This is a genomic window from Thiospirochaeta perfilievii (assembly GCF_008329945.1).
Lineage (GTDB): Bacteria > Spirochaetota > Spirochaetia > DSM-2461 > DSM-2461 > Thiospirochaeta > Thiospirochaeta perfilievii.
On record NZ_CP035807.1, the window covers coordinates 2,292,046 to 2,314,864 of the forward strand.

Below are 22,819 nucleotides of genomic sequence, written 5' to 3' on the forward strand. Positions count from 1 at the left end.
ACTCTGATTTCAATCGGGGTATATATTTATAATCCTTTATTTGTCTAAGTAAAGTTGAAGATATTAGAAAAAGCAACGATAATAGATGTAGGAAATTATGAAAAAATTAAAGTTCTTATTTTTAACTCTATTTATGGTTCTCGCAGTTGTAGTATTTTCTCAAAGTAGAATACCAGGAAATAGTTCTAATTATATAAGTGTTACAGGTGCCGCAAATTTAGGGAATCATGATACTATTACAGTATTCTTTTTTGAGGTTCCAGATACATATACTCAAAAACTTTATTTTTCTATCTATGACCCGGACATATCAGGTGGAGCACCTGATAATGGTACTGGGGCGAGTACCTTTTATCTATATGGGGGCTCAGGGGCTTTAAGTGCTTCAAATGCTAGAAATATAGACTACACTTCTCTAGTTGAAGCACAAACAGGGACTCTGCTTTCACAATTCACAGATAGTTCCACGTATAATGGTGAATGGAAATCTTTTGATGGAGTGTATCCATCCCAGGGAGAGCACATTGGTAATAAATATTACTTTAGAGTAGTGGCTACAGCTGACGCCAGTAAAAATGGGTTCCAGGCAGATGTTTCATACTCCAGTATAAATGGAGGATCAAATGTTCCTACAGGAGATTCAAATATTTTAGCATTTTCATATAACTGGTCAGTTATTTTTCAGAATGTTAATACGTGGAATCTCTATCCGTATGTTCCTAAAGATTCTGCAGGAAATATAGAAGTTTATACTTGGGATTTTGATAATGGAGAGTCTACTACTGGACCCAGACTATATGATATCTCTAACAAAATTAGAGAGAGTGCTGTAACAACTAGTGGTGATGGTGCTAATTACGTTTATGGGGGAGCTAATTCCATTTCTGTAGACTCTACTCCAATAACTGATACTAATGGAACGTGGAGACTTGAAGTTATAGAGGATAATACCGGTACTGGAGGGGACATAAATCCTGCTGAGATCTGGTTCGGTCAAACTAATGCTTCAACTGTTTTTAGAACTTATTCATCTTATTTTGTTGCAAATGACCCTGATCATATCACTATAAATGTAGATGATGCCCAAGCAGATACAGGTTCAGCCAATGGAGATGGAGAGTATGTTACTTTACAAGTTGTTGATAGTGCTGGTGCCGCCATACCTTATGTTCTTGATCTCTATATATCTGTTACAGGAAGTGCTGAAATCTCTTTTGATCCAGGGACTGGTTGGCAGAATGAAAATCAAGCTTACTTAGCAACCACTGACAATAGTGGTATGTTCTCATTTTATCTTAGAGATGGTTTAGAAGAGGATGTAACATTAACCATCTTAACTGACGGTACAAATGGAACTACTACACTATCAGGAACTAATGATTCTCAAATTATATCTTTTAATGATACAGCTCCACCTACTGTTTCAATTCCCTCGGATTTACAGTTAGATATTAATTCTGCTGGAGACGCTCTTGGTAATTTAATAATAACTGATGTGGGTGGTGGAAATATAACTGCTGCCAATGATATAAGAATACTTCTACCAGCAAGCCTTGTTTATAATGAAATTGCCTTAACAAACGCTGGAAATAAAGTTTTATCAGGTGGAACAGTTGGAGATGTAAATTTAGAATCTGTAAGTACAGTTTACAGCAATGGAGGATTAGCAAATAATCTTTTAACTATAGATGTCACTGCAGATTTTGATGCAGGCAGAGTTTTAACAATTACTGGCTTATTAGTAGACTCTAGTAATTCAGAGGGACTAGGAAATATAAAAATTTCTGTTAACGGTGGAGTAAGTTATACAGTTATTGATTCACATTTTATAGAAGTTAAAGATTTAAGTACAAATAGATGGTATGGAACAGTTAGTTCTGATTGGGAGACAGCAGGGAACTGGAGTTTAGGATTAGTCCCAACAAATGCCCATGATGTAATTATTCCTGATGCTGTTAATGATCCGCTATTTGGAGCAAGTCATACTGATGTTAAATCTTTAACTATTGAAAGTGGTGCAACTGTTTATACTGCAGGATTTAATTTAACTGTTACAGGAGAAGTGTCTGGTGAAGGTTATATAGATTCTACAGGGGGAGGTTTAAGTTTTTCGAATATTACCTCTTTAGGCGGATTTTCCATATCTGGTGGAAGTGTAAATTTTACAGGGATTGAAGAGTTTGAAGATTTTGATATAAGTGGGGCTACTTGTAATGCTTCTGGTACCAGTCTAACAATAAATGGAACTATCTCAGGTAGTGGAACAATAAGTAGTTCCAACACAGATGTATCCATAAATGAAATAGCATCTTTAGGGACATTGGATATTAACAGTGGAACTTTAGATATTATTTCAGATTCAACACTAACAAATTTAGAGTTAGATAATATTACTTTTACACCTACTTTAAACATTACTACAACTAATACAACGCTAACTACAAATTCTGTTTTAAATATAGGAAGTGGAAAAGAGTTCTATGTGACTAATCAGCTAGACGATTGGTTTGACTCAATAATAAACCTAGATGGTGGGAATCTGTATGTAGATAATACCAATGGAAATTTTGCCGAGATAAATTTAACTAATAATTCAACCTTATACGTTTTAGGTAGTAGTGTCGTTGGATTTGGTTCATTAACAACTTCTAATAATTGTACTATTGATATTGGTAGTGGAAGTATTAATGTTCCTGCAGGTTTAACAGGTTCTCCTCATATTAACTCTAGCGGAGGTAGTTTTGAAATTAATCAGAGTATAAACGCTACAATTACTGGATCTTTTTCAAGTATAAGTCTACAAGCTGGAGGTACGATTACATATGCAGGAGATATTGAATTTTTAGGAAATGCAATATTTACAAATGTAGATTCTAATGGATATAAAACTTTTTTTAATGGAACTGGAGAATTAACCGGTTCATTATCAGCAGTCTTTGATGATATAGAAATTGGGAGTTCAGGAAATCTCACCCTAGGATCAGCTATTTCTATTTCAGGTGACTGGATAAATAATGGTGTTTTTATTAATAATAATAACGATGTTACTTTTGAAGGTTCTGCAAAAGCTTCAGCAATTTATGGTGATAATAGTTTTAAGGGTTTTTTATGTGCAACTGATAGTAAAAAGCTTATTTTTGAAGCTGGAAAAACACAAACCATTGCAGTATTAGACTTAAGTGCATCAGATAATGATAATGCAATAACTCTTTCTAGTACTATCCCTGGAACAAAATGGAATTTAATTAATACTGAATCTCATACTACCCAAAGACTGCTGGTTATTGATAGTGATGCTACTGGAAGTGCAGCAACAATAGATGCGTGTACTTTAGTTGGAGCAAGTTATGATGGTGGTAATAATACTAACTGGAATGGATTTACTACTCAAAATACTTGGCTTGGTGGTGCTATAGGGAATGAAACTAATTGGAATGAACCTTCTAACTGGAGTGAGGGAGTTGTCCCTCCTGGAGGTTCAGATGTTTTTAACGTTAATGACAGAGCTTTAATTCCTACTGGGAAGCCTTATTATCCTGTATTAACAGGTCAAACAAAAGTTGCCTTTTTAATTGTTAGTGCCGGTGCTGAGATTGATTTAGCAGGTAATAATTTACAGGTTTATGCTAATTTTAGAAATCAGGGTACTATTAGAATTAATGGCTCTGCTTCTATAACGGATTATGCGTTAACTCCAATTTCAGATATAGGTTCTGGTACTGTAGAGTTTTATGGTTCAGCCACTGATACATCAGGATGGGGACAAGATTTTTATAATTTAGTAATTTCATCCTCTGGAGCTGTTACTTTAAATTCTGCAAGTACAGTATATGGAACCATGGATATCTCTTCTGGTTCTCTAGATATTGGAGCAAATACACTAACATTAAAAGGTGATATCTCAAATAGTGGTTCAGGTATATCTACTACCGGGGTTGTTAATATCGATGGAAATGTTTATTCCACAGGCGATTTTTCTTTTAACAATTTGAATATAACTGCAGGTAATAGATTAACTCTTGCAGGAAATCTAGAAATTTCTGGGGATTTAGATAATTTAGGGGACTTAGTAACATCAAATAATAAAGTTACTTTTAATGGTACAAATACTATTACAGGTAATTCTATTACTTTTGGAGATATTGAAAATATAGGATCTTTAACTCTTAATCAGGATATTCAAGTTGGTGGAAATTGGATCTTTACAACAGGATTTAGTAGTGGAATATATGATGTTGAATTTGTTGATGGAATAGGATCTTCTACAATTTATGGAGATAACACTTTTAGTAGTTTTACATGTAATTCCCCAGGGAAATCATTACTTTTTGAATCAAATAAAACGCAGACAATAGGAAAAATAACTTTATTAGGTATAGAGTCTAATTTAATAACTTTAAATAGTACGTCCTTAGACAAGTATATAATAAATAATACAAACAATACAAATAACAGTATTGATTCTATTTCAGTATCTAATTCTACTTTAACGGGAGATGATATTAATGCGGGTTATCACTCTGTTGATGCTGGAGGAAATGAGGTTATTACTTCGCCTAAGTGGATTTTTCCAAGGGAAGTTTATGTTTGGTCAGGATACATTGATACCGATTGGACAAACTTAACAAACTGGGAACTCTCCTCTGGTGATTTAGTTACAACTCTTCCAAGTTCTACTGATTGGGTTTCAATACCAACGGGATTATCTAATTATCCTGTTATTACTGATGAAAATATAACGTTAAAAAATATTAATGTATCTTCTGGAGCTAGTTTAGAAATAGCTGGAACTTCAACTTGTACCTTAGTTAGTTTAAATAATGATGGAACAATTATTATAAGTGGTAGTGATGTTAATCCAATTAATATTGTTGATACTAATTCTGGTACTTTTGAATATACAGGAACAGTTTCTGTTAAAGATTTTGGAACTACTGATTACTATAATATAAAGTTTAGTGGAGTCGGAACAAAAACATTAGTAAATGACTTAAATATAAATGGTTCTCTTGTATTATCTGAAGGTATCCTAGATTGTAGTAGTAATAATATTAATCTATCAGGAAATTGGACTCAACTATCAGGTTCCACATTAACTCCAGGTGCTAATACTGTAACATTTGAAGACTCATCAAATTTTACTGGTATAACATCATTTGATAATTTAGTAATTGATACAGGGGCCGTATTAAATATATTAAGTGATATTGAAGTAAATAACATTACAATCTCAGGTATCTTAAACGGTGGTTCATCAACTATTAAAGTTAACGGTGACTGGGTAAATAGTGGCACTTTTAATCGAGAAACAGGGACTGTAGAATTTTTAGCCGGTGTTGGAGCATCAACTATTTCTGGTGAAAACACTTTTAACACTCTAAAGTGTATCTCTCCATCTAAAACTATAAATTTTCCACAGGGTGTAACTCAGACATTCTATGATCTTATACTTGATGGTGGGGCCATCGGTACTAGAATAACCCTTACAAGTGGAGCTGATTGGACATTTAAAAACCTTAAAGGAGTAGATGCTCAAGTATCTTTTGTCAGTGTAGAATTTGGTCAAATTGATGAGTCTGGAGAGAATATTGGAGCATCGGATAGTCTTTTTGATGCTAATACAGATACACTAACAACTAAAATTTGGAAAAGTATATCTCCAACAATTATAACTTGGAATGGATCTTCTAGCTCTGTTTGGAATCTCGCATCGAATTGGACTCCTGCACAAATTCCAACAGTTATAGATTCTGTAATAATTCCGGATTCTGGAACAACTACAAATGATCCAATCCTAACTACAGATATAGAAGTTAATAATTTAACAATTGAAACAGGTGGTATTTTTGATACATCAGATAATAATGTAACTATAAATGGATTAATTGATATCCAAGGTACTGGAATTCTCAAAAGATCTGGTTTAGCTTCCCAGTCTATATCAAAAACTGATAATGATTCTGGTACTGTTGAATATGTAACAACAACAACAACTTCTATTCAAAATTATTCAGGAACTGATTATTACAATTTAACAATTAGTAGTGGTGCTAATAGTTTAATTTCTGATCTTAGTATTTCTGGAAGTCTTAATTTATCCGGTGGAACATTAGATACTTCAACTTATAGTGTAATATTTAGTGGCGGTGACGCAGGTTCTATTACAGGTGCAATTAATTTTTATGATTTAATAATAAACAAAAACTTAACAGCAAATACTATAACCATTGATACTGGAATAATCGTTTCAAATGATCTATCTATAAGCCAGGGAACCTTAAACTTAAATGGAACCGATAATAGTGTTTCTGGTGATATAAATCTAACTGGAGGAATATTGCTAGGTGGTAGTGGAACTTTGGCTCTTTCAGGTTCTTTTAACTCCTCTGGTGGAACATTCACAGCGGAAACAAGTACTATTCTATTAGATGGTGTTAGTTCTTCAATTATTTATGGTTCAAATAGTTTTTATAATTTTAGCTGTTCAACATCAAATAAAGAAATTAAATTCAAATCAGGAACAACTCAAACAATAACAAATGCTTTTAATATTTCAGGAGGAAATGATCCTAATCGAATTGATTTAGTTAGTACTTTATCTGGTAGTCAATGGAATTTGTCTGCTGCAACTTCAACAGTGTCTAATGTTAATGTTCAAGACTCAAATATTGTAGGTGGTGATGATATAACAGCAACTTTAGATAGTGCTGATTTAGGTAATAATACGGTTAGTGGATATCCTAAGTGGATTTTTACATCAATTTACACTTGGGATGGAAGTGAAGGTGATGGCGATTGGAATAATGCTGCAAACTGGGATATAAATTCAGTCCCTAGTGGTGTTTTAGATGTGGTTATTATCCCTTCAGTTGCAACTAATCCAAAACTTCCTATTGGGGGAGTCTCAATATATTCATTGGTAATAGAAACAGGAGGTATCCTTGATTTAAATGGTCAGGATTTAACTTTATCCTCATTAGATCTACAAGCTGGAGGTACTATAAAGCTACAAGGAATTGAAGATATCATAGGAACTTCAATTCCAGACACTCAAGGAACTATAATATATTATGGAGTTCCTGGAACTGGAAATTATCCCAATCTCTCTCTAGGTGACTCATACTATAATTTAACCTTTGAGGATGTTGGTGGTAATGATGACGTATGGACAATTGCTGCTAATTTAAATATTGCATTAGGAGGGACTCTAACTTTAAATGGTGGTGTTTTAGACCTTGATGATAAGAATTTAACAATTAATACAGCAGGAAACTATAGTTATTCAGTAGGAACTTTAAGGCTGGCAGGATCTCAGGGAACAGTTTTTGGTTTAGTTGCTAACCCAGGGAGTGATTATATCCCTGGATTAGTTGAGTATACAGGAACAACTTCAGCATTTGCTGCTGGTTATTTATATAATGATTTATCTCTATTAGCAGGAAGTGTTATAACTCTTGGTAATAATATAAGTATATCTGGTGATATGCTTATTTCTGGAACTTTAATAGATAACGGTCAAACCATAAGTGTAAGTGGAAACTGGACAAACACGGCAGGAACATTAACAGCCACAGGAGTTGTAGACTTTACAGGAGCAAATGGTTCAACATCTGTAATAGCTGGTAACACCACCTTCGATGTATTAAGTTCATCGATAGATAATAAAATAATCCAGTTTACAGCAGGAACAACCCAAAGTGTAAACCAACTAGATATGACCCCAACAACAACAGATGGGACAGCATATATCCACCTTTATAGTACAGGTTTAGCAACTTGGAATATTTCTAATACCGGTGCTGGTGATGATAATATGGACTATGTAAAGGTTCAGTACAGTGTAAATACTGGGGCCGATAACCTAAATGCTGGAACACATAGTTTAAACGAAGGAAATAATGAGGTAAGTGGGGCTGCAGGAATCTGGCTGTTCCCAGTAAGCCTAACTTGGGATGGATCCTCTAATAATGGGACATGGTACGATATAACAAACTGGACTCCAGAGAGTATCCCTACAGGAGCGAGTACAGCGACAATAGCCGATGTTTCAGCAACATATTTACAACCAGTTTTAGTCTCAGCAGTAGAGATTGATACATTAAACATCTCTACAGATGCAACCCTGGATGTTGCAGGGAATAACCTAACAATAAACACAGCCTTTAATAATGATGGAACCCTTTACCGAACAGGTGGAGAGACAGTAAGTCTAACAGATATAGATAGTGGAACAGTAAGTTATACTGGAGCAGGGCTTGTAAATATCCAAGACTATGATGCAGGAGCTGGAGCAGATTATTTTAACTTAATAGTCGTAGAAGGAAATAAGAGTTTAACGGCTAACCTATTTGTAGCTGGAACCCTGGATCTAACAAACTCAGACTCTGTGTTATTAACAGGTGTAAATAATTTAACAGTAACTGGAGCAGTTTCAGGCTTCGGTGTAATCTCATCCACAGCTGGAACCACCGATTTAGGTTCAGGAACCATAAGAGCCACAGGAACCCACGGTGTTTTAACAACAGCTGGAGTCTTAACCATAAAAACCGAGTCTATAACAGCGACAACAGATAACTTAATAATAACTTCCTTAGAAGGAACAGCAACAACCACGTTTATAGGGGAAGCAAAGGATGCTACAACTAGCGGTGGGTCTTTACAAATAGATGCCAAAACCGCAGCAGGAACACCAATAGTTTATGGAAAGATAAACGCTTTAAACCTTGGGGTAGATGTAACAAGTGGAGCTAATAATTTAGACATTGATACAGGAAGTGGATCAGGAGTAGTAACTTCCACAGCTGGGGATTTTACTCTAGCAGGGGGCACAACTAATATTCAGGGAGACTGGGGCTTAGTAACTATAAATGGTGGAACAGGAGCAGTTGGCGCTAATAGTTTAACCACAACTGGAAACATAACAGGTACTGGAACACTCACCGCAACAAGTGGAACAATAACAGTTGGTTCCGACTGGGATATAGCTAATTTTACAACAGGAACAAGTAGGGTAGTCTTTACCAATGTTACAGCCAATATAACATCTGGTTCCGCCACAACTTTTTACGATTTAGAGGTAGGAGTAGGTTCAACTCTAACCCCGGCAGGAGGTGAGACTATAACAGTTTCCAGGGATTTACTTGGTCTTGGAACCCTAAGCCCTGTAGCAGAAACTGTAGTTGTAAATAGAAACTGGGATATAACAGGTTTTACAAAAGGAACATCAACTGTTCAGTTTAATAATGGCTTTGACTCTGTAATAAATAAAGCAGTAACCTTTAATGACTTAGAGTTAGTAGCTGGAAACCTAGAACTACTTGCAACCGTGGATATAGGGGCAGCAAATGTAACCCTAACTTCAGGAACTCTAACAGATAATGGTCAAACCATAAGTGTAAGTGGAAACTGGACAAACACGGCAGGAACATTAACAGCCACAGGAGTTGTAGACTTTACAGGAGCAAATGGTTCAACATCTGTAATAGCTGGTAACACCACCTTCGATGTATTAAGTTCATCGATAGATAATAAAATAATCCAGTTTACAGCAGGAACAACCCAAAGTGTAAACCAACTAGATATGACCCCAACAACAACAGATGGGACAGCATATATCCACCTTTATAGTACAGGTTTAGCAACTTGGAATATTTCTAATACCGGTGCTGGTGATGATAATATGGACTATGTAAAGGTTCAGTACAGTGTAAATACTGGGGCCGATAACCTAAATGCTGGAACACATAGTTTAAACGAAGGAAATAATGAGGTAAGTGGGGCTGCAGGAATCTGGCTGTTCCCAGTAAGCCTAACTTGGGATGGATCCTCTAATAATGGGACATGGTACGATATAACAAACTGGACTCCAGAGAGTATCCCTACAGGAGCGAGTACAGCGACAATAGCCGATGTTTCAGCAACATATTTACAACCAGTTTTAGTCTCAGCAGTAGAGATTGATACATTAAACATCTCTACAGATGCAACCCTGGATGTTGCAGGGAATAACCTAACAATAAACACAGCCTTTAATAATGATGGAACCCTTTACCGAACAGGTGGAGAGACAGTAAGTCTAACAGATATAGATAGTGGAACAGTAAGTTATACTGGAGCAGGGCTTGTAAATATCCAAGACTATGATGCAGGAGCTGGAGCAGATTATTTTAACTTAATAGTCGTAGAAGGAAATAAGAGTTTAACGGCTAACCTATTTGTAGCTGGAACCCTGGATCTAACAAACTCAGACTCTGTGTTATTAACAGGTGTAAATAATTTAACAGTAACTGGAGCAGTTTCAGGCTTCGGTGTAATCTCATCCACAGCTGGAACCACCGATTTAGGTTCAGGAACCATAAGAGCCACAGGAACCCACGGTGTTTTAACAACAGCTGGAGTCTTAACCATAAAAACCGAGTCTATAACAGCGACAACAGATAACTTAATAATAACTTCCTTAGAAGGAACAGCAACAACCACGTTTATAGGGGAAGCAAAGGATGCTACAACTAGCGGTGGGTCTTTACAAATAGATGCCAAAACCGCAGCAGGAACACCAATAGTTTATGGAAAGATAAACGCTTTAAACCTTGGGGTAGATGTAACAAGTGGAGCTAATAATTTAGACATTGATACAGGAAGTGGATCAGGAGTAGTAACTTCCACAGCTGGGGATTTTACTCTAGCAGGGGGCACAACTAATATTCAGGGAGACTGGGGCTTAGTAACTATAAATGGTGGAACAGGAGCAGTTGGCGCTAATAGTTTAACCACAACTGGAAACATAACAGGTACTGGAACACTCACCGCAACAAGTGGAACAATAACAGTTGGTTCCGACTGGGATATAGCTAATTTTACAACAGGAACAAGTAGGGTAGTCTTTACCAATGTTACAGCCAATATAACATCTGGTTCCGCCACAACTTTTTACGATTTAGAGGTAGGAGTAGGTTCAACTCTAACCCCGGCAGGAGGTGAGACTATAACAGTTTCCAGGGATTTACTTGGTCTTGGAACCCTAAGCCCTGTAGCAGAAACTGTAGTTGTAAATAGGAACTGGGATATAACAGGTTTTACACAGGGAACATCAACTGTTCAGTTTAATAATGGCTTTGACTCTGTAATAAATAAAGCAGTAACCTTTAATGACTTAGAGTTAGTAGCTGGAAACCTAGAACTACTTGCAACCGTGGATATAGGGGCAGCAAATGTAACCCTAACTTCAGGAACTCTAACAGATAATGGTCAAACCATAAGTGTAAGTGGAAACTGGACAAATACAGCAGGAACATTAACAGCAACTGGAGTTGTAGACATTACAGGAGCAGACGGTTCAACCTCTGTAATATCTGGTAATACAACCTTTGATGTATTAAGTTCATCGGTGGATAACAAAATAATCCAGTTTACAGCAGGAACAACCCAAAGTGTAAACCAACTAGATATGACCCCAACAACAACAGATGGTACAGCATATATCCACCTTTATAGTACAGGTTTAGCAACTTGGAATATTTCTAATACCGGTGCTGGTGATGATAATATGGACTATGTGAAGGTTCAGTACAGTGTAAATACTGGGGCCGATAACCTAAATGCTGGAACACATAGTTTAAACGAAGGAAATAATGAGGTAAGTGGAGCTGCAGGAATCTGGCTGTTCCCAGTAAGCCTCACTTGGGATGGATCCTCTAATAATGGGACATGGTACGATATAACAAACTGGACTCCAGAGAGTATCCCTACAGGAGCGAGTACCACGACAATAGCCGATGTTTCAGCAACATATTTACAACCAGTTTTAGTATCAGCAGTAGAGATTGATACATTAAACATCTCTACAGATGCAACCCTGGATGTTGCAGGGAATAACCTAACAATAAACACAGCCTTTAATAATGATGGAACCCTTTACCGAACAGGTGGAGAGACAGTAAATCTAACAGATATAGATAGTGGAACAGTAAGTTATACTGGAGCAGGGCTTGTAAATATCCAAGACTATGATGCAGGAGCTGGAGCAGATTATTTTAACTTAATAGTCGTAGAAGGAAATAAGAGTTTAACAGCTAGCCTATTTGTAGCTGGAACCTTTGATCTAACAAACTCAGACTCTGTGTTATTAACAGGTGGAAATAATTTGACGGTAACAGGAGCAGCTTCAGGTTTAGGTGTAATCTCATCTACAGCAGGAACCACCAATTTAGGTTCAGGAACCATAAGAGCTACAGGAACCCACGGTGTTTTAACAACAGCTGGAGTCTTAACCATAAAAACCGAGTCTATAACAGCAACAACAGATAACTTAATAATAACATCCTTACAGGGAACAGCCGCAACCACTTTTATAGGGGAAGCAAAGGATGCTACAACTAGCGGTGGGTCTTTACAAATAGATGCCAAAACCGCAGCAGGAACACCAATAGTTTATGGAAAGATAAACGCTTTAAATCTTGGGGTAGATGTAACAAGTGGTGCTAATAATTTAGACATTGATACAGGTTCTGGAGCTGGAGTAGTAACTTCCACAGCTGGGGATTTTACTCTAGCAGCGGGAACAACTAATATTCAGGGAGACTGGGGCTTAGTAACTATAAATGGTGGAACAGGAGCAGTTGGCGCTAATAGTTTAACCACAACTGGAAACATAACAGGTGCTGGAACCCTAAGTGGGACAACAGGAACAATAACAGCTGGAGCTGACTGGGATATAGCTAATTTTACAACAGGAACAAGTAGGGTCGTCTTTACCAGTGTAGCAGCTAATATAACATCTGGTTCCGCCACAACTTTTTACGATTTAGAGGTAGGAGCAGGTTCAACTCTAACCCCGGCAGTAGGTGAGACTATAACAGTTTCCAGGGATTTACTTGGTCTTGGAACCCTAAGCCCTGTAGCAGAAACTGTAGTTGTAAATAGGAACTGGGATATAACAGGTTTTACACAGGGAACATCAACTGTTCAGTTTAATAATGGCTTTGACTCTGTAATAAATAAAGCAGTAACCTTTAATGACTTAGAGTTAGTAGCTGGAAACTTAGAACTACTGGCAACCGTTAATATAGGGGCAGCAAATGTAACCCTAACTTCAGGAACCCTAACGGATAACGGTCAAACCATAAGTGTAAGTGGAAACTGGACAAATACAGCAGGAACATTAACAGCCACAGGAGTTACTGAGTTTATTGATAATGGAGTTATTTCTAGAATCTTCGGTGATACAACTTTTTATGAATTTAAATGTAATACTCCTGGGAAAACTTTACAATTTGAAGCAGGATCTCTACAAGGTGCCAATATATTTAACATAAATGGTGATAATTCATCTTTACCAGCTTCATTTGTTTCACTAGAAAGTTCATTAGTTGGAACAGTGTGGAATATTAAAAACAATCCAGGTGTTGATTCTTTGACTTATTTAGCAGTTCAGGACAGCAATGTTGATGATACAGGGGATAGTTTAGATGCAGGAGCGACCAGTTACAACAAAGGTAATAATGATATTATAGGAGTTAGTTATTGGTTTTTTAGACCTAGTGTAATTACTTGGACTGGAGCCGGGCCTGATATCGGTGGTGGATTTAGAGATTGGGAAAATGCTTCTAACTGGTTCCCAGAAAGTGTCCCAACCCTAAATAATAATGTAAATATTCCAAATGTTTCTAATAAACCAAAATTAACTGAGGCCGCATATACTAAAGAATTAAGTATAGATGTAAATGCTGAGCTTTATATTGATGGGAAACAGTTATATATTGACCCTGATGATTTAAATGGATTAGATGATTTAACAGACTTAGTAAATGGTGGTACTATTTATAGGCTTGGGACCGCTGGGGAGACTGTGACAAAAACTGACTCGACAAGTGGAACAGTTGTATATCAAGGTGTTGGAGTTGGAGATATAGAAGAGTACCCAGGATTAAATGATTATTATAATTTAACAGTTTTAAACGGAAATAAATCACTATCTGCAAGTACAATTGTCACCAATGATTTAGACATTAGTTCTAGTTTAATATGTAATGACTTTAACCTAGAAATTGGAGGCAATTTAACAGGGTTAGGAACTTTAACATCTACAGATAATGTAATTACACTTACTGGTAACTGGAGTATTACTAATTACTCTCCATCTGCAACAAAAACAGAAGGTAGTGTTATCCTAGTTGGACCTGCAGCTTTGGTAAATCCATCACTGCCAGTCACTTTTAATACTTTGACAGTTTCAGGGTCGGGGACAAAAACCATAACCCAGGATATTACAGTGGAAAACAGCATTACAGGGGCTGGAGTATTTGATGGAACAGACCAGATTATTACACTTAATGGTGGCTGGAGTCTTCAAGATTTTATACATGGAACATCAACTGTTAGGTTTCAGACTACACAAACAATAACCCCTACAACAGATAGTGATTTTTATAACCTTGAAATAAACAATGCCTCAATTTTAACCCTACAAAAAGACATAACAGTTTATAATGATATATGGATAGATAATAGATTAGAAATTGGATCTTATAATTTTAATCTATATGGATATAATCAGGGAAGTGGAGATGTTACAGGAACAACAGGAAATGTAAATATTCATAGAACAAACCTTGGGGCTTTAGTATCTCCATTTAACTTTACTACACTCTCACTAGATATGTTTATTATTAATGACATTACAGTAGATGATGACTTTGTACTAGAAACGTCTGGAAATATTACATTTAATGGTAGTATTAACGGTAAGAGTTTAGATGTTTTATCAACTGGTGTTGGACACACAGTAACTATGCTTGGAACAATAGGGGATACAACGCCAATAGGAACAGCAGGAACAGCTGCTCCATTAAATATAACATCGGAAAATATAGTATTAACAGAGAATATAACAGTAGCTGGCTCACTATTAGAAAATATATTTACCGGAAATATAGACTTCCAGGGCTTAACTTTAACATCCGCTTCGGATCTAAAATTTACCGGAGGTAGTATAAATACATCTTCGTCTGCAGTTAACATTATTACAACAGGGACAACAAAAAATATAACAATAGATAATCCCATTACTCAAAATACAGCTTTAAATATAGATAGTTCAGGATTTATATTATTAAATGAAACAGTAGCTGGAAATGGTAATTCTATAGATTTTACAGCCGTAGACAATATTGGAATTGTTAAGAGTATAACATCCTCAGCAGTAATGAACTATACATCAACAACCGGAGATATAAATATAAGTGATGTTGCATTAATATCATCATCAGACGAAATAACTTTAGATGCTAAAGATATTAGAGTTGGAGGTATAAAATCTACTAACGTATCCCCAACAGCTGTAAGTATTACAACAACAGGAAGTTTAATTGATAATGGGGATTCTCTTTTAGATCTTCAAACCCCTAATGGAGGAACAAATCTTAATCTAACTACAGGAACAACTCTACCTATAGAGACTCTAATAAAAGAAATCCAGTTTAATGTAACAGGCACCGGGGACTTTGAACTTAACCAAACAGGTGGAGATTTAACAATAAATGGAAGCAGTGTAAACAGTGGTGTAACAAATATTAATTTAACAGGAGACCTATATATAGACTTTTTAAATGTTGGAGTTAATACCCTTAACATAGATGTTGATGGAAGTATCTTAGAGTCACCTACACCTGATGCTGGGGTAGATATAACCTCTGGAAATATTAACTTTGTAACATCAAATAACATCTCTTTCTCTGAACCTTTGGAAATAGCAGCCCCATTAATGGACATAAATAATACAGGTACCGGTGGAATCTCTATAAACAATATCCCAACAGCTGATGTTGTAATTACTAAATTAGATAGCGTAGGTGGAGATATAAACTATAATCAGAGCATCAACGACTTAACCATAAATGGAACAATAACCACTACAGGAAATATTGTAATTGATAGTAATGGATCAATTTTAGATGGAACTATACCAGAAACTGCAATAATCTCTGGAACAGATTTAACAATATTATCACAAACTGGATCAGTTGGATTAACAGGTAGTGGGGATATAGATGTAGATATTACTAAATTAGTTGAAGCCAACTCATCTTTAGGTGGTGTTTATATTACAGAAGTTGGGGATAAAAATCTTGAAGTTACATATATAAACTCAACAAATGGTAACATTGAGTTATTAAATGAAGCAGCTACAAGTGGAGATATAACAATTGACTCTGGAATTAATAAAGGAATAGTTTCAGATTTAATAGATGATGTTATAAATATCTCCTCAAATAATGGTGATATCTTATCCCTAGGGGTAACATCTGCAACAAATCTTGATATTGCTGGATATAAAATTAACTTAGTATCAGCAGGAGTTATAGGTTCTGAATCTAATCAGATCGATATAGACTCAGGTAATGAACTTAATGTAACTACAAACTCTGAAGTTTGGATTAATGATAGATTCGGAGTCTTGAATGTAAATAGTATCTCTGCCCCTACTGGGGATGTAAGGTTAACAGCTGTAGATGGATTGTTCAGGTTTCCTGGAGGATCAGTTTTATCAGACTCCCTACAGTTAATTACAACTAATGGGGATATTGGAACTTCGACTACACCACTAAGTATTGATACCAACAATATAGAAATAAATAGTGGGGGCAGTGTTTATCTACTAGATTCTGATGATTTAGTATTAGGATTAACCCCAGGAAAATTTGGATCATTTAATATTAGTGGTGCTTCATTAAACGGGACACTAGAAATTACAACAGATGGAAACTTAAGTCTAAACGAAGATATAATAAATAATGGAGACTCATTTATTACCTTTAATAGTGGGGCTGGAATCATCTATCTTTCTGCTAATATAACATCTAATAATTTAACAATTAGTGACTTAAAGGATATAGTATTTGAATCCCCCGTTGAACTTACAGGTGTTGGTAGCACCATTGGGACTCTCTATGCTGGAACTGTTGACCTTGATATAACTTTTAACTCAACAATAAACTCAGATGGAAACTTACAACTTAACGCAGGTATCGGTTATGTTGATTTTAATGGTGTAATTGGTGGAACTACGGCAGTTACAAACCTAACTATTAATAATGCTCAAAGAGTAGATCTTTCCGGTGTAGGGATAGGATTAGATGGAGTTTCAAGTAATTTATCAGTAACAACAACAAATACAGATGGTTTAATTTTATTAGAAGGAACTAATTATAGGATAGGTGGTTCAACAACTCTAAATGCTGGAAATGATACAAATGGACTCTATATAAGTGTTCCATCCGCATTAAATTTTGTAACTGGGGCAACTTTTATTACAAACTCTTTGAACACTTTTATCTATGGTAATACAGCAAACCTTGTTAATTTAACAGGGACAAGTTTTACATTTAATAACCTCCATATATCCCTAGCTGATAAAACGGTTAATTTATCAGGAGACCTTTTAGCCCAGAATATTGTTATGTATAACGGATCATTTAACTCTGTAGGAAATAACATTACTACAACCCAAGATTTAATTATTCTAGGTGATGGGTATAATATAGAAGATCCTGATACCTCTGTTCCTGACTTATTTGCCTATAACAATACAAATAGAGTTACACCAATAAACTCTGTTATTCTAAACTCATTTATTAGTGGTTTTGACCCAAATTATGTTCTCCCTGTATCTACTGGTTATACCTCTAAATTTACAAATCTTTCAGGTTCTACACTTGATATAGGTGGTAATTTTTATAATAACGGAGCAGATATGTTATCTGGTTCTAACTGGAATCTAATTATTCCAGATAATAATATAGCTTCAGACTCTTTTGCAGAAGCTTACAATATGAGTGTTCAAAACAGTATCTCAAATAATCCAGTAACAGCAGTTGAAAATAGTAGTATAACAACCTCAACAAACTGGTTTAATACTAGACCAACTTTTGACATCACTGTTACTGGCTTAGCAACTGTGTATGATGATGTAATTAGGGTTAGTCTAACAGGTGGTTTACTATTTGAAAATAGTCTAAATGAGATCTCAACAGCACTGGCCTCAGGGCTTATTGGTATAGATGATAATAGTATAACAGGGGCTGATTTAGCATCCTATTTCGACCAAGAGTGCACTATTTCAACAGATGGGAAAGGGGATATTGGAACTTTTTATCTAAGAGTGGAAAATGATCCAACTTATAGATGGAATACTGATGCAACTGGTTCATCAGCAGGGTTAGCAACTAGTACAGATAGGGGTAGGGATGGAATTCCTGCAGAGCATAGAACTACTGTTCCAAATATTGTAGTAGAGAAAGCATCATCATCATTTTTATATACTCTGCAGGATCAGTATAAAAACCGAATAGAACATAGACCTTTAGGGTCAAAAATTACAGATGTTAAAGATGAGGCTGATCCAGTAATAGTGCAAATTGAGGCAAGTAAGCACAACTCTGGGACAACAGACCCATTTGATGGCCATAACTATTTTGAAATAACATACTCAGAAAATGTAAGTTATAAAGTTAATAGCAGTGTTGAAACATCCTATGGGGCAAATACTAGGAGTTTAAATACAATATTAAATACATCAGGGAATCAGTTAGGTAATATTACCCAATCAGGCTCAGATGTTAATGTTGAAGGTTTATTTTTATACCCAGGTATCTTTGAACATGGTACATTTAGTGGGGATAAAAATACTCACACCCTATTTAGTTCCCAACAAAATAAGTTACGAATAGACGTTGTTGGTTATAAAGATGGAGCAACTTGGCCAGGATATCTTGGAAGTCTTACCAATAATATTGATAACTATACAAAAATTACAAACCCTGCCTATAACCAGTTTAGAAATAATTTTAATGGTGAATTAGCAGACTTAATATCAGAGCAGACTGATTCATCAATAATTAACCAACTGTCTAACTTCTATAAGAGTGTAACAGTTCCTGGGAATCAGGATATATTCGATATCCAGGGTAATATTCTAGAGTCCTCTGGTGTAAGTTATGATGCTTATTTTAAAACAATGAGTATAAGTGGTTCAGGTTGGGATGTTTACCCTCCATACTTCTCAAAACAGATGTTGGAAAATGGAGATAAAACAGATGTATATGAGATATATTTCCTAGATCAAAATATAGATGTTGGTAACAGAATAGTTGATAATATTGCATTCCATGTTTTAGATGACTATGTAATGCTTCCATTCTGGGTCTCTTGGACAGGTTGGGCAAAGGGTGTTGGCATCTCAAATACTGGAATTAGACCAGATCCAATTGGAGGTATAAGGGATGACCTATTCCTAGGTAATGCCACAGCTTTTAAAATGGGGATATTAGGTAGTTCAAATTATATATCAACTCCAATTACAGGAATGTTAACTTCAGTTGATACCTATATGTTAAGGTCCGACGAGGGAAGTGGTTTTGAAATAAATAGTGCTAATGATAACTACTTCTCTATACAGATAGATGAGAGTCAAAACTGGCTACTTAATAACCAGATGCATATGGAGTATAACGCTTCAATTGGAAGAATAACAGATTTAGCAGGAAATATAATGCCTAACTCTAATAATAAGCTAGATCCATTCCAGTGGATTCCACCTAAAATATTACTTAGTTTAAGTATTGTTGATGATAAAACGCTATATATACAGTATACAAAGGATGTCTATTCAAACGACCCTTCAAATAGTGTAAGAACAGGAATTAATAAAGACTCATTCTCCCTAGTATCAACTGAGGGGAATAGTATTACTAATGTTATTGCTCTTAAAGGGGACTCAACTGAGACTGCAGGGAAGAAAGAGTTCTTTTTAACTCTAGATCAGCCATTATCAGCAAATGACATGGTAAATGCTCGTCTTAGATCCAAAGAACTAGAAGTTTTTGACCTCTACGGAACAGATACAGGTATATATGACAGAAGATTAACAGATTTAGGTTTAGGTCTTGTTTCTCCAATATATGCCAATGACTCCCTACATAGGGATGATAGACTGGTTCTAGATCAAGGTAGTATAAGGAGTTTTGATGGAACAGGACGGCTTCTTCCTGAGGATGTTGTAATTGCTACAGAGGTAAAGGGTAGCTTAAACCAGGACTTCCCACTATCCTTATATTATGATCTGGATACAGATCTATCAGCGGGTTATGATTACGATACTACAGATTCTGTTTACAATAAGAAGTTATGGTTACCAGATGTTCTTCAGGGTACCTATATCTTCTATAATGATTTAGATCTTAGAGAGTTAACTCCAAGCGGAACTGATGAAAACCTTAGTCTCTTTTCAATTGATAATAGTGATTATGAGCTAAATATTGGTTCAACATTACAGTTTATCTATAAATTGGAACTTCCTTCTGATGATCCGGTTGAAGATCCAAACCCATTTTCGCTCTACTGTGTATCCCTACCACCTGGAGGGTCCTATCTTTCAGACTTAATTCCCTGGGAAATATCTATAGAGGGGCTTAAAACCCAACGAGGTGGAGTTACAATTGTTAATAATGTGATAAATCCATTAGATGGACAACATACAGAGATTTTTGTTGAACAGGAGAAACCTGGAATGTCTACAATATCTGTATTCTCAATTGATGGAACAGTTGTAGAAACCCTGCAGAAGGGGAGATTAGGAGTTGGCTCCTACCGATACCTATGGGATGGAACTAACAAATCTGGTAAGCCTGTAGCTAGGGGGATCTACTTTATTAAAGTTATAGCTCCTGGAATAAATGAATCTAGAAAGGTGATGATAGTAAAATAGATGGATATATCCGTAATAATTCCCACTTACAATAGGGCACAGATGTTAAAAAAAGCTTTAGAATCAGTTCTGAATCAGGCATATAAAGCAAAAGAGATAATAGTAGTTGATGATGGATCAACTGATAATACAGCTGAAATCTTTCCAATAGATGGTGTTTTATATAAATATATAGAACACTCTGGTTTTCCAGGAAGGGTTAGAAATATAGGAGTAGAGCTCTCTAAGTACGATTACATTGCATTTTTAGACTCGGATGATATATGGGATAAGGATAAACTTTCCAAGCAGGTCGAATACTTTAAAAACAACCCTAATTGCAGAATTCTCCACACAAAAGAGAAGTGGTTAATGAACAATAAAGTTGTTTCCCAAAAAAAAAGGAAACACAAACGTAGTGGTAATATTTTTAAAGAGTCCCTTCAAGGCTGTATTATGGGTCCATCTACTATATTAATGGAGAAGAGTCTCTTTTATGAATACGGTTGTTTCCCTGAGGATATTGAAGTTGGGGAAGACTACTACCTTTGGCTAAAAATATGTAACTGTGTTGAAATTGACTACTTAGATATGGAGTTAATAAGTAAAATTGCTGGGCATGGTGATCAACTCTCATTTAAATATGGTTATATAGAGCCATTTAAGGTGGATGTTTTAGAGAGATTAATAAAAGAGGAGTGTTTTACTCCAGATAATAGAGCCTTAGCTATGGAAGCACTAATTTTAAAGTATGATATTATAAAAAATGGCTGCACTAAAAGGAGAAATAAAAGTGCAGCCGATATGTATAACAATAGAAAGATAAAATTCTTAGAGTCTATCTAAGAGAATATCCCCAGCAACTATCGTCATTTTTACATTAAAGTCATCATCTAAAACTGTAATATCCGCTAACATTCCTGGAATTAAAGCTCCAGTTTTGTCCATTCGTAATACAGTTGCAGGGTTAGATGAAGCCATTCTAAGGGATTGTTCTAAATTGATCCCCCACTTAGAAAGGTTTTTTATTCCGCCAATCATTGTAGATGATGAACCTGCAATTACATCATCATCTTTATGTCTGAAAATATCCTCATCTGTAAGGTATACTTCTCTTTTATTAGCAAGTAGGCAACCACACTTCTGCTTTGTAGGTTTTAAAGCATCAGTAATTAAAACAACCTTATCCATAGGTTTCTCTTTTAAGAGAAGTTTAACTAGGGATGGGTGTACATGGATTCCATCTGCAATAAGTTCACACGAAATCTCAGGGTGTATCATAATAGCCCCAACACAACCTGGGTCTCTATGGTGAAGTTTTCTCATGGCATTAAAGAAGTGAGTTGAGTGTAAAATACCTGTTTGCATCCCCTCCACCATCTGCTCATAAGTTGCACTTGTATGCCCTGCAGATAGAACAATTCCATGTTTCGTACAGTATAGTGCAAGTTGCCTCATATTTTTTAACTCTGGGGCAACAGTCATAATTGATATATTACCACCAGTCTCTTCAACAAAAGTCTTCATTAATTCAAGATCAACATCTTTAATACACTCTTCTTTTTGAGCCCCTCTCTTCTCTTTAGAAATAAATGGTCCCTCTAGGTGTATTCCCCTTATTTTAGCACCCTTCTCCTTGCCTATTGCATCTCTACAAGCGTGAAGGCTACTTAAAAAATCTTCATCAGGTTGGGGGTAAACTGTAGGGCAAAAACTAGTCACCCCATACTCAATTAAAGCTTCACTCATACCAAGGATTGACTCAACCGTTCCATCCTCTGTCCCAAAACCGTGAAGTCCGTGTATATGTGTATCAATAAAACCAGCAGTTAACATTGCACCATTAAGGTCAATAACCTTGGTTCCCTCTTCTAATACTATTTTATTTAATCTCTCAGTTCCTACTACATCAAAGATCTGATCATCTTTTATAATAACAGCACCGTTATCTAAATATGTATATCCAGTAAATATTCTGGCATTTTTTAAACATGTATAGCCCATTTGAAGCCTCTCTTATGGTAATCTTATTTCGATGTTGTAAAATTGTCAAGTTAATATGGTTTACCAAACAAACAT

The 22,819-nt window shown here is 35.7% G+C and carries 3 protein-coding genes; 2 read left to right on the plus strand and 1 reads right to left on the minus strand.

Annotated elements, in window-relative coordinates; genetic code table 11:
* Positions 1-97 precede the first annotated feature (97 nt).
* Positions 98-20,761 carry a FlgD immunoglobulin-like domain containing protein gene (locus tag EW093_RS10500; RefSeq protein WP_149568363.1) on the plus strand — a complete coding sequence of 6,888 codons (20,664 nt, stop codon included), beginning with the start codon at positions 98-100 and terminating at the stop codon, positions 20,759-20,761.
* The gene (locus EW093_RS10505) at positions 20,762-21,586 is read left to right on the plus strand and encodes a glycosyltransferase family 2 protein (protein WP_149568364.1); all 825 of its coding nucleotides are present in this window, start codon (positions 20,762-20,764) and stop codon (positions 21,584-21,586) included.
* On the opposite strand, the gene nagA is transcribed toward EW093_RS10505, so the two are convergent.
* Positions 21,572-22,744, minus strand: a complete 1,173-nt coding sequence (gene nagA, locus EW093_RS10510) for an N-acetylglucosamine-6-phosphate deacetylase (protein WP_149568365.1) — start codon at positions 22,742-22,744, stop codon at positions 21,572-21,574. The two genes, EW093_RS10505 and nagA, sit on opposite strands and share 15 nt — an antisense overlap.
* Positions 22,745-22,819 lie beyond the last annotated feature (75 nt).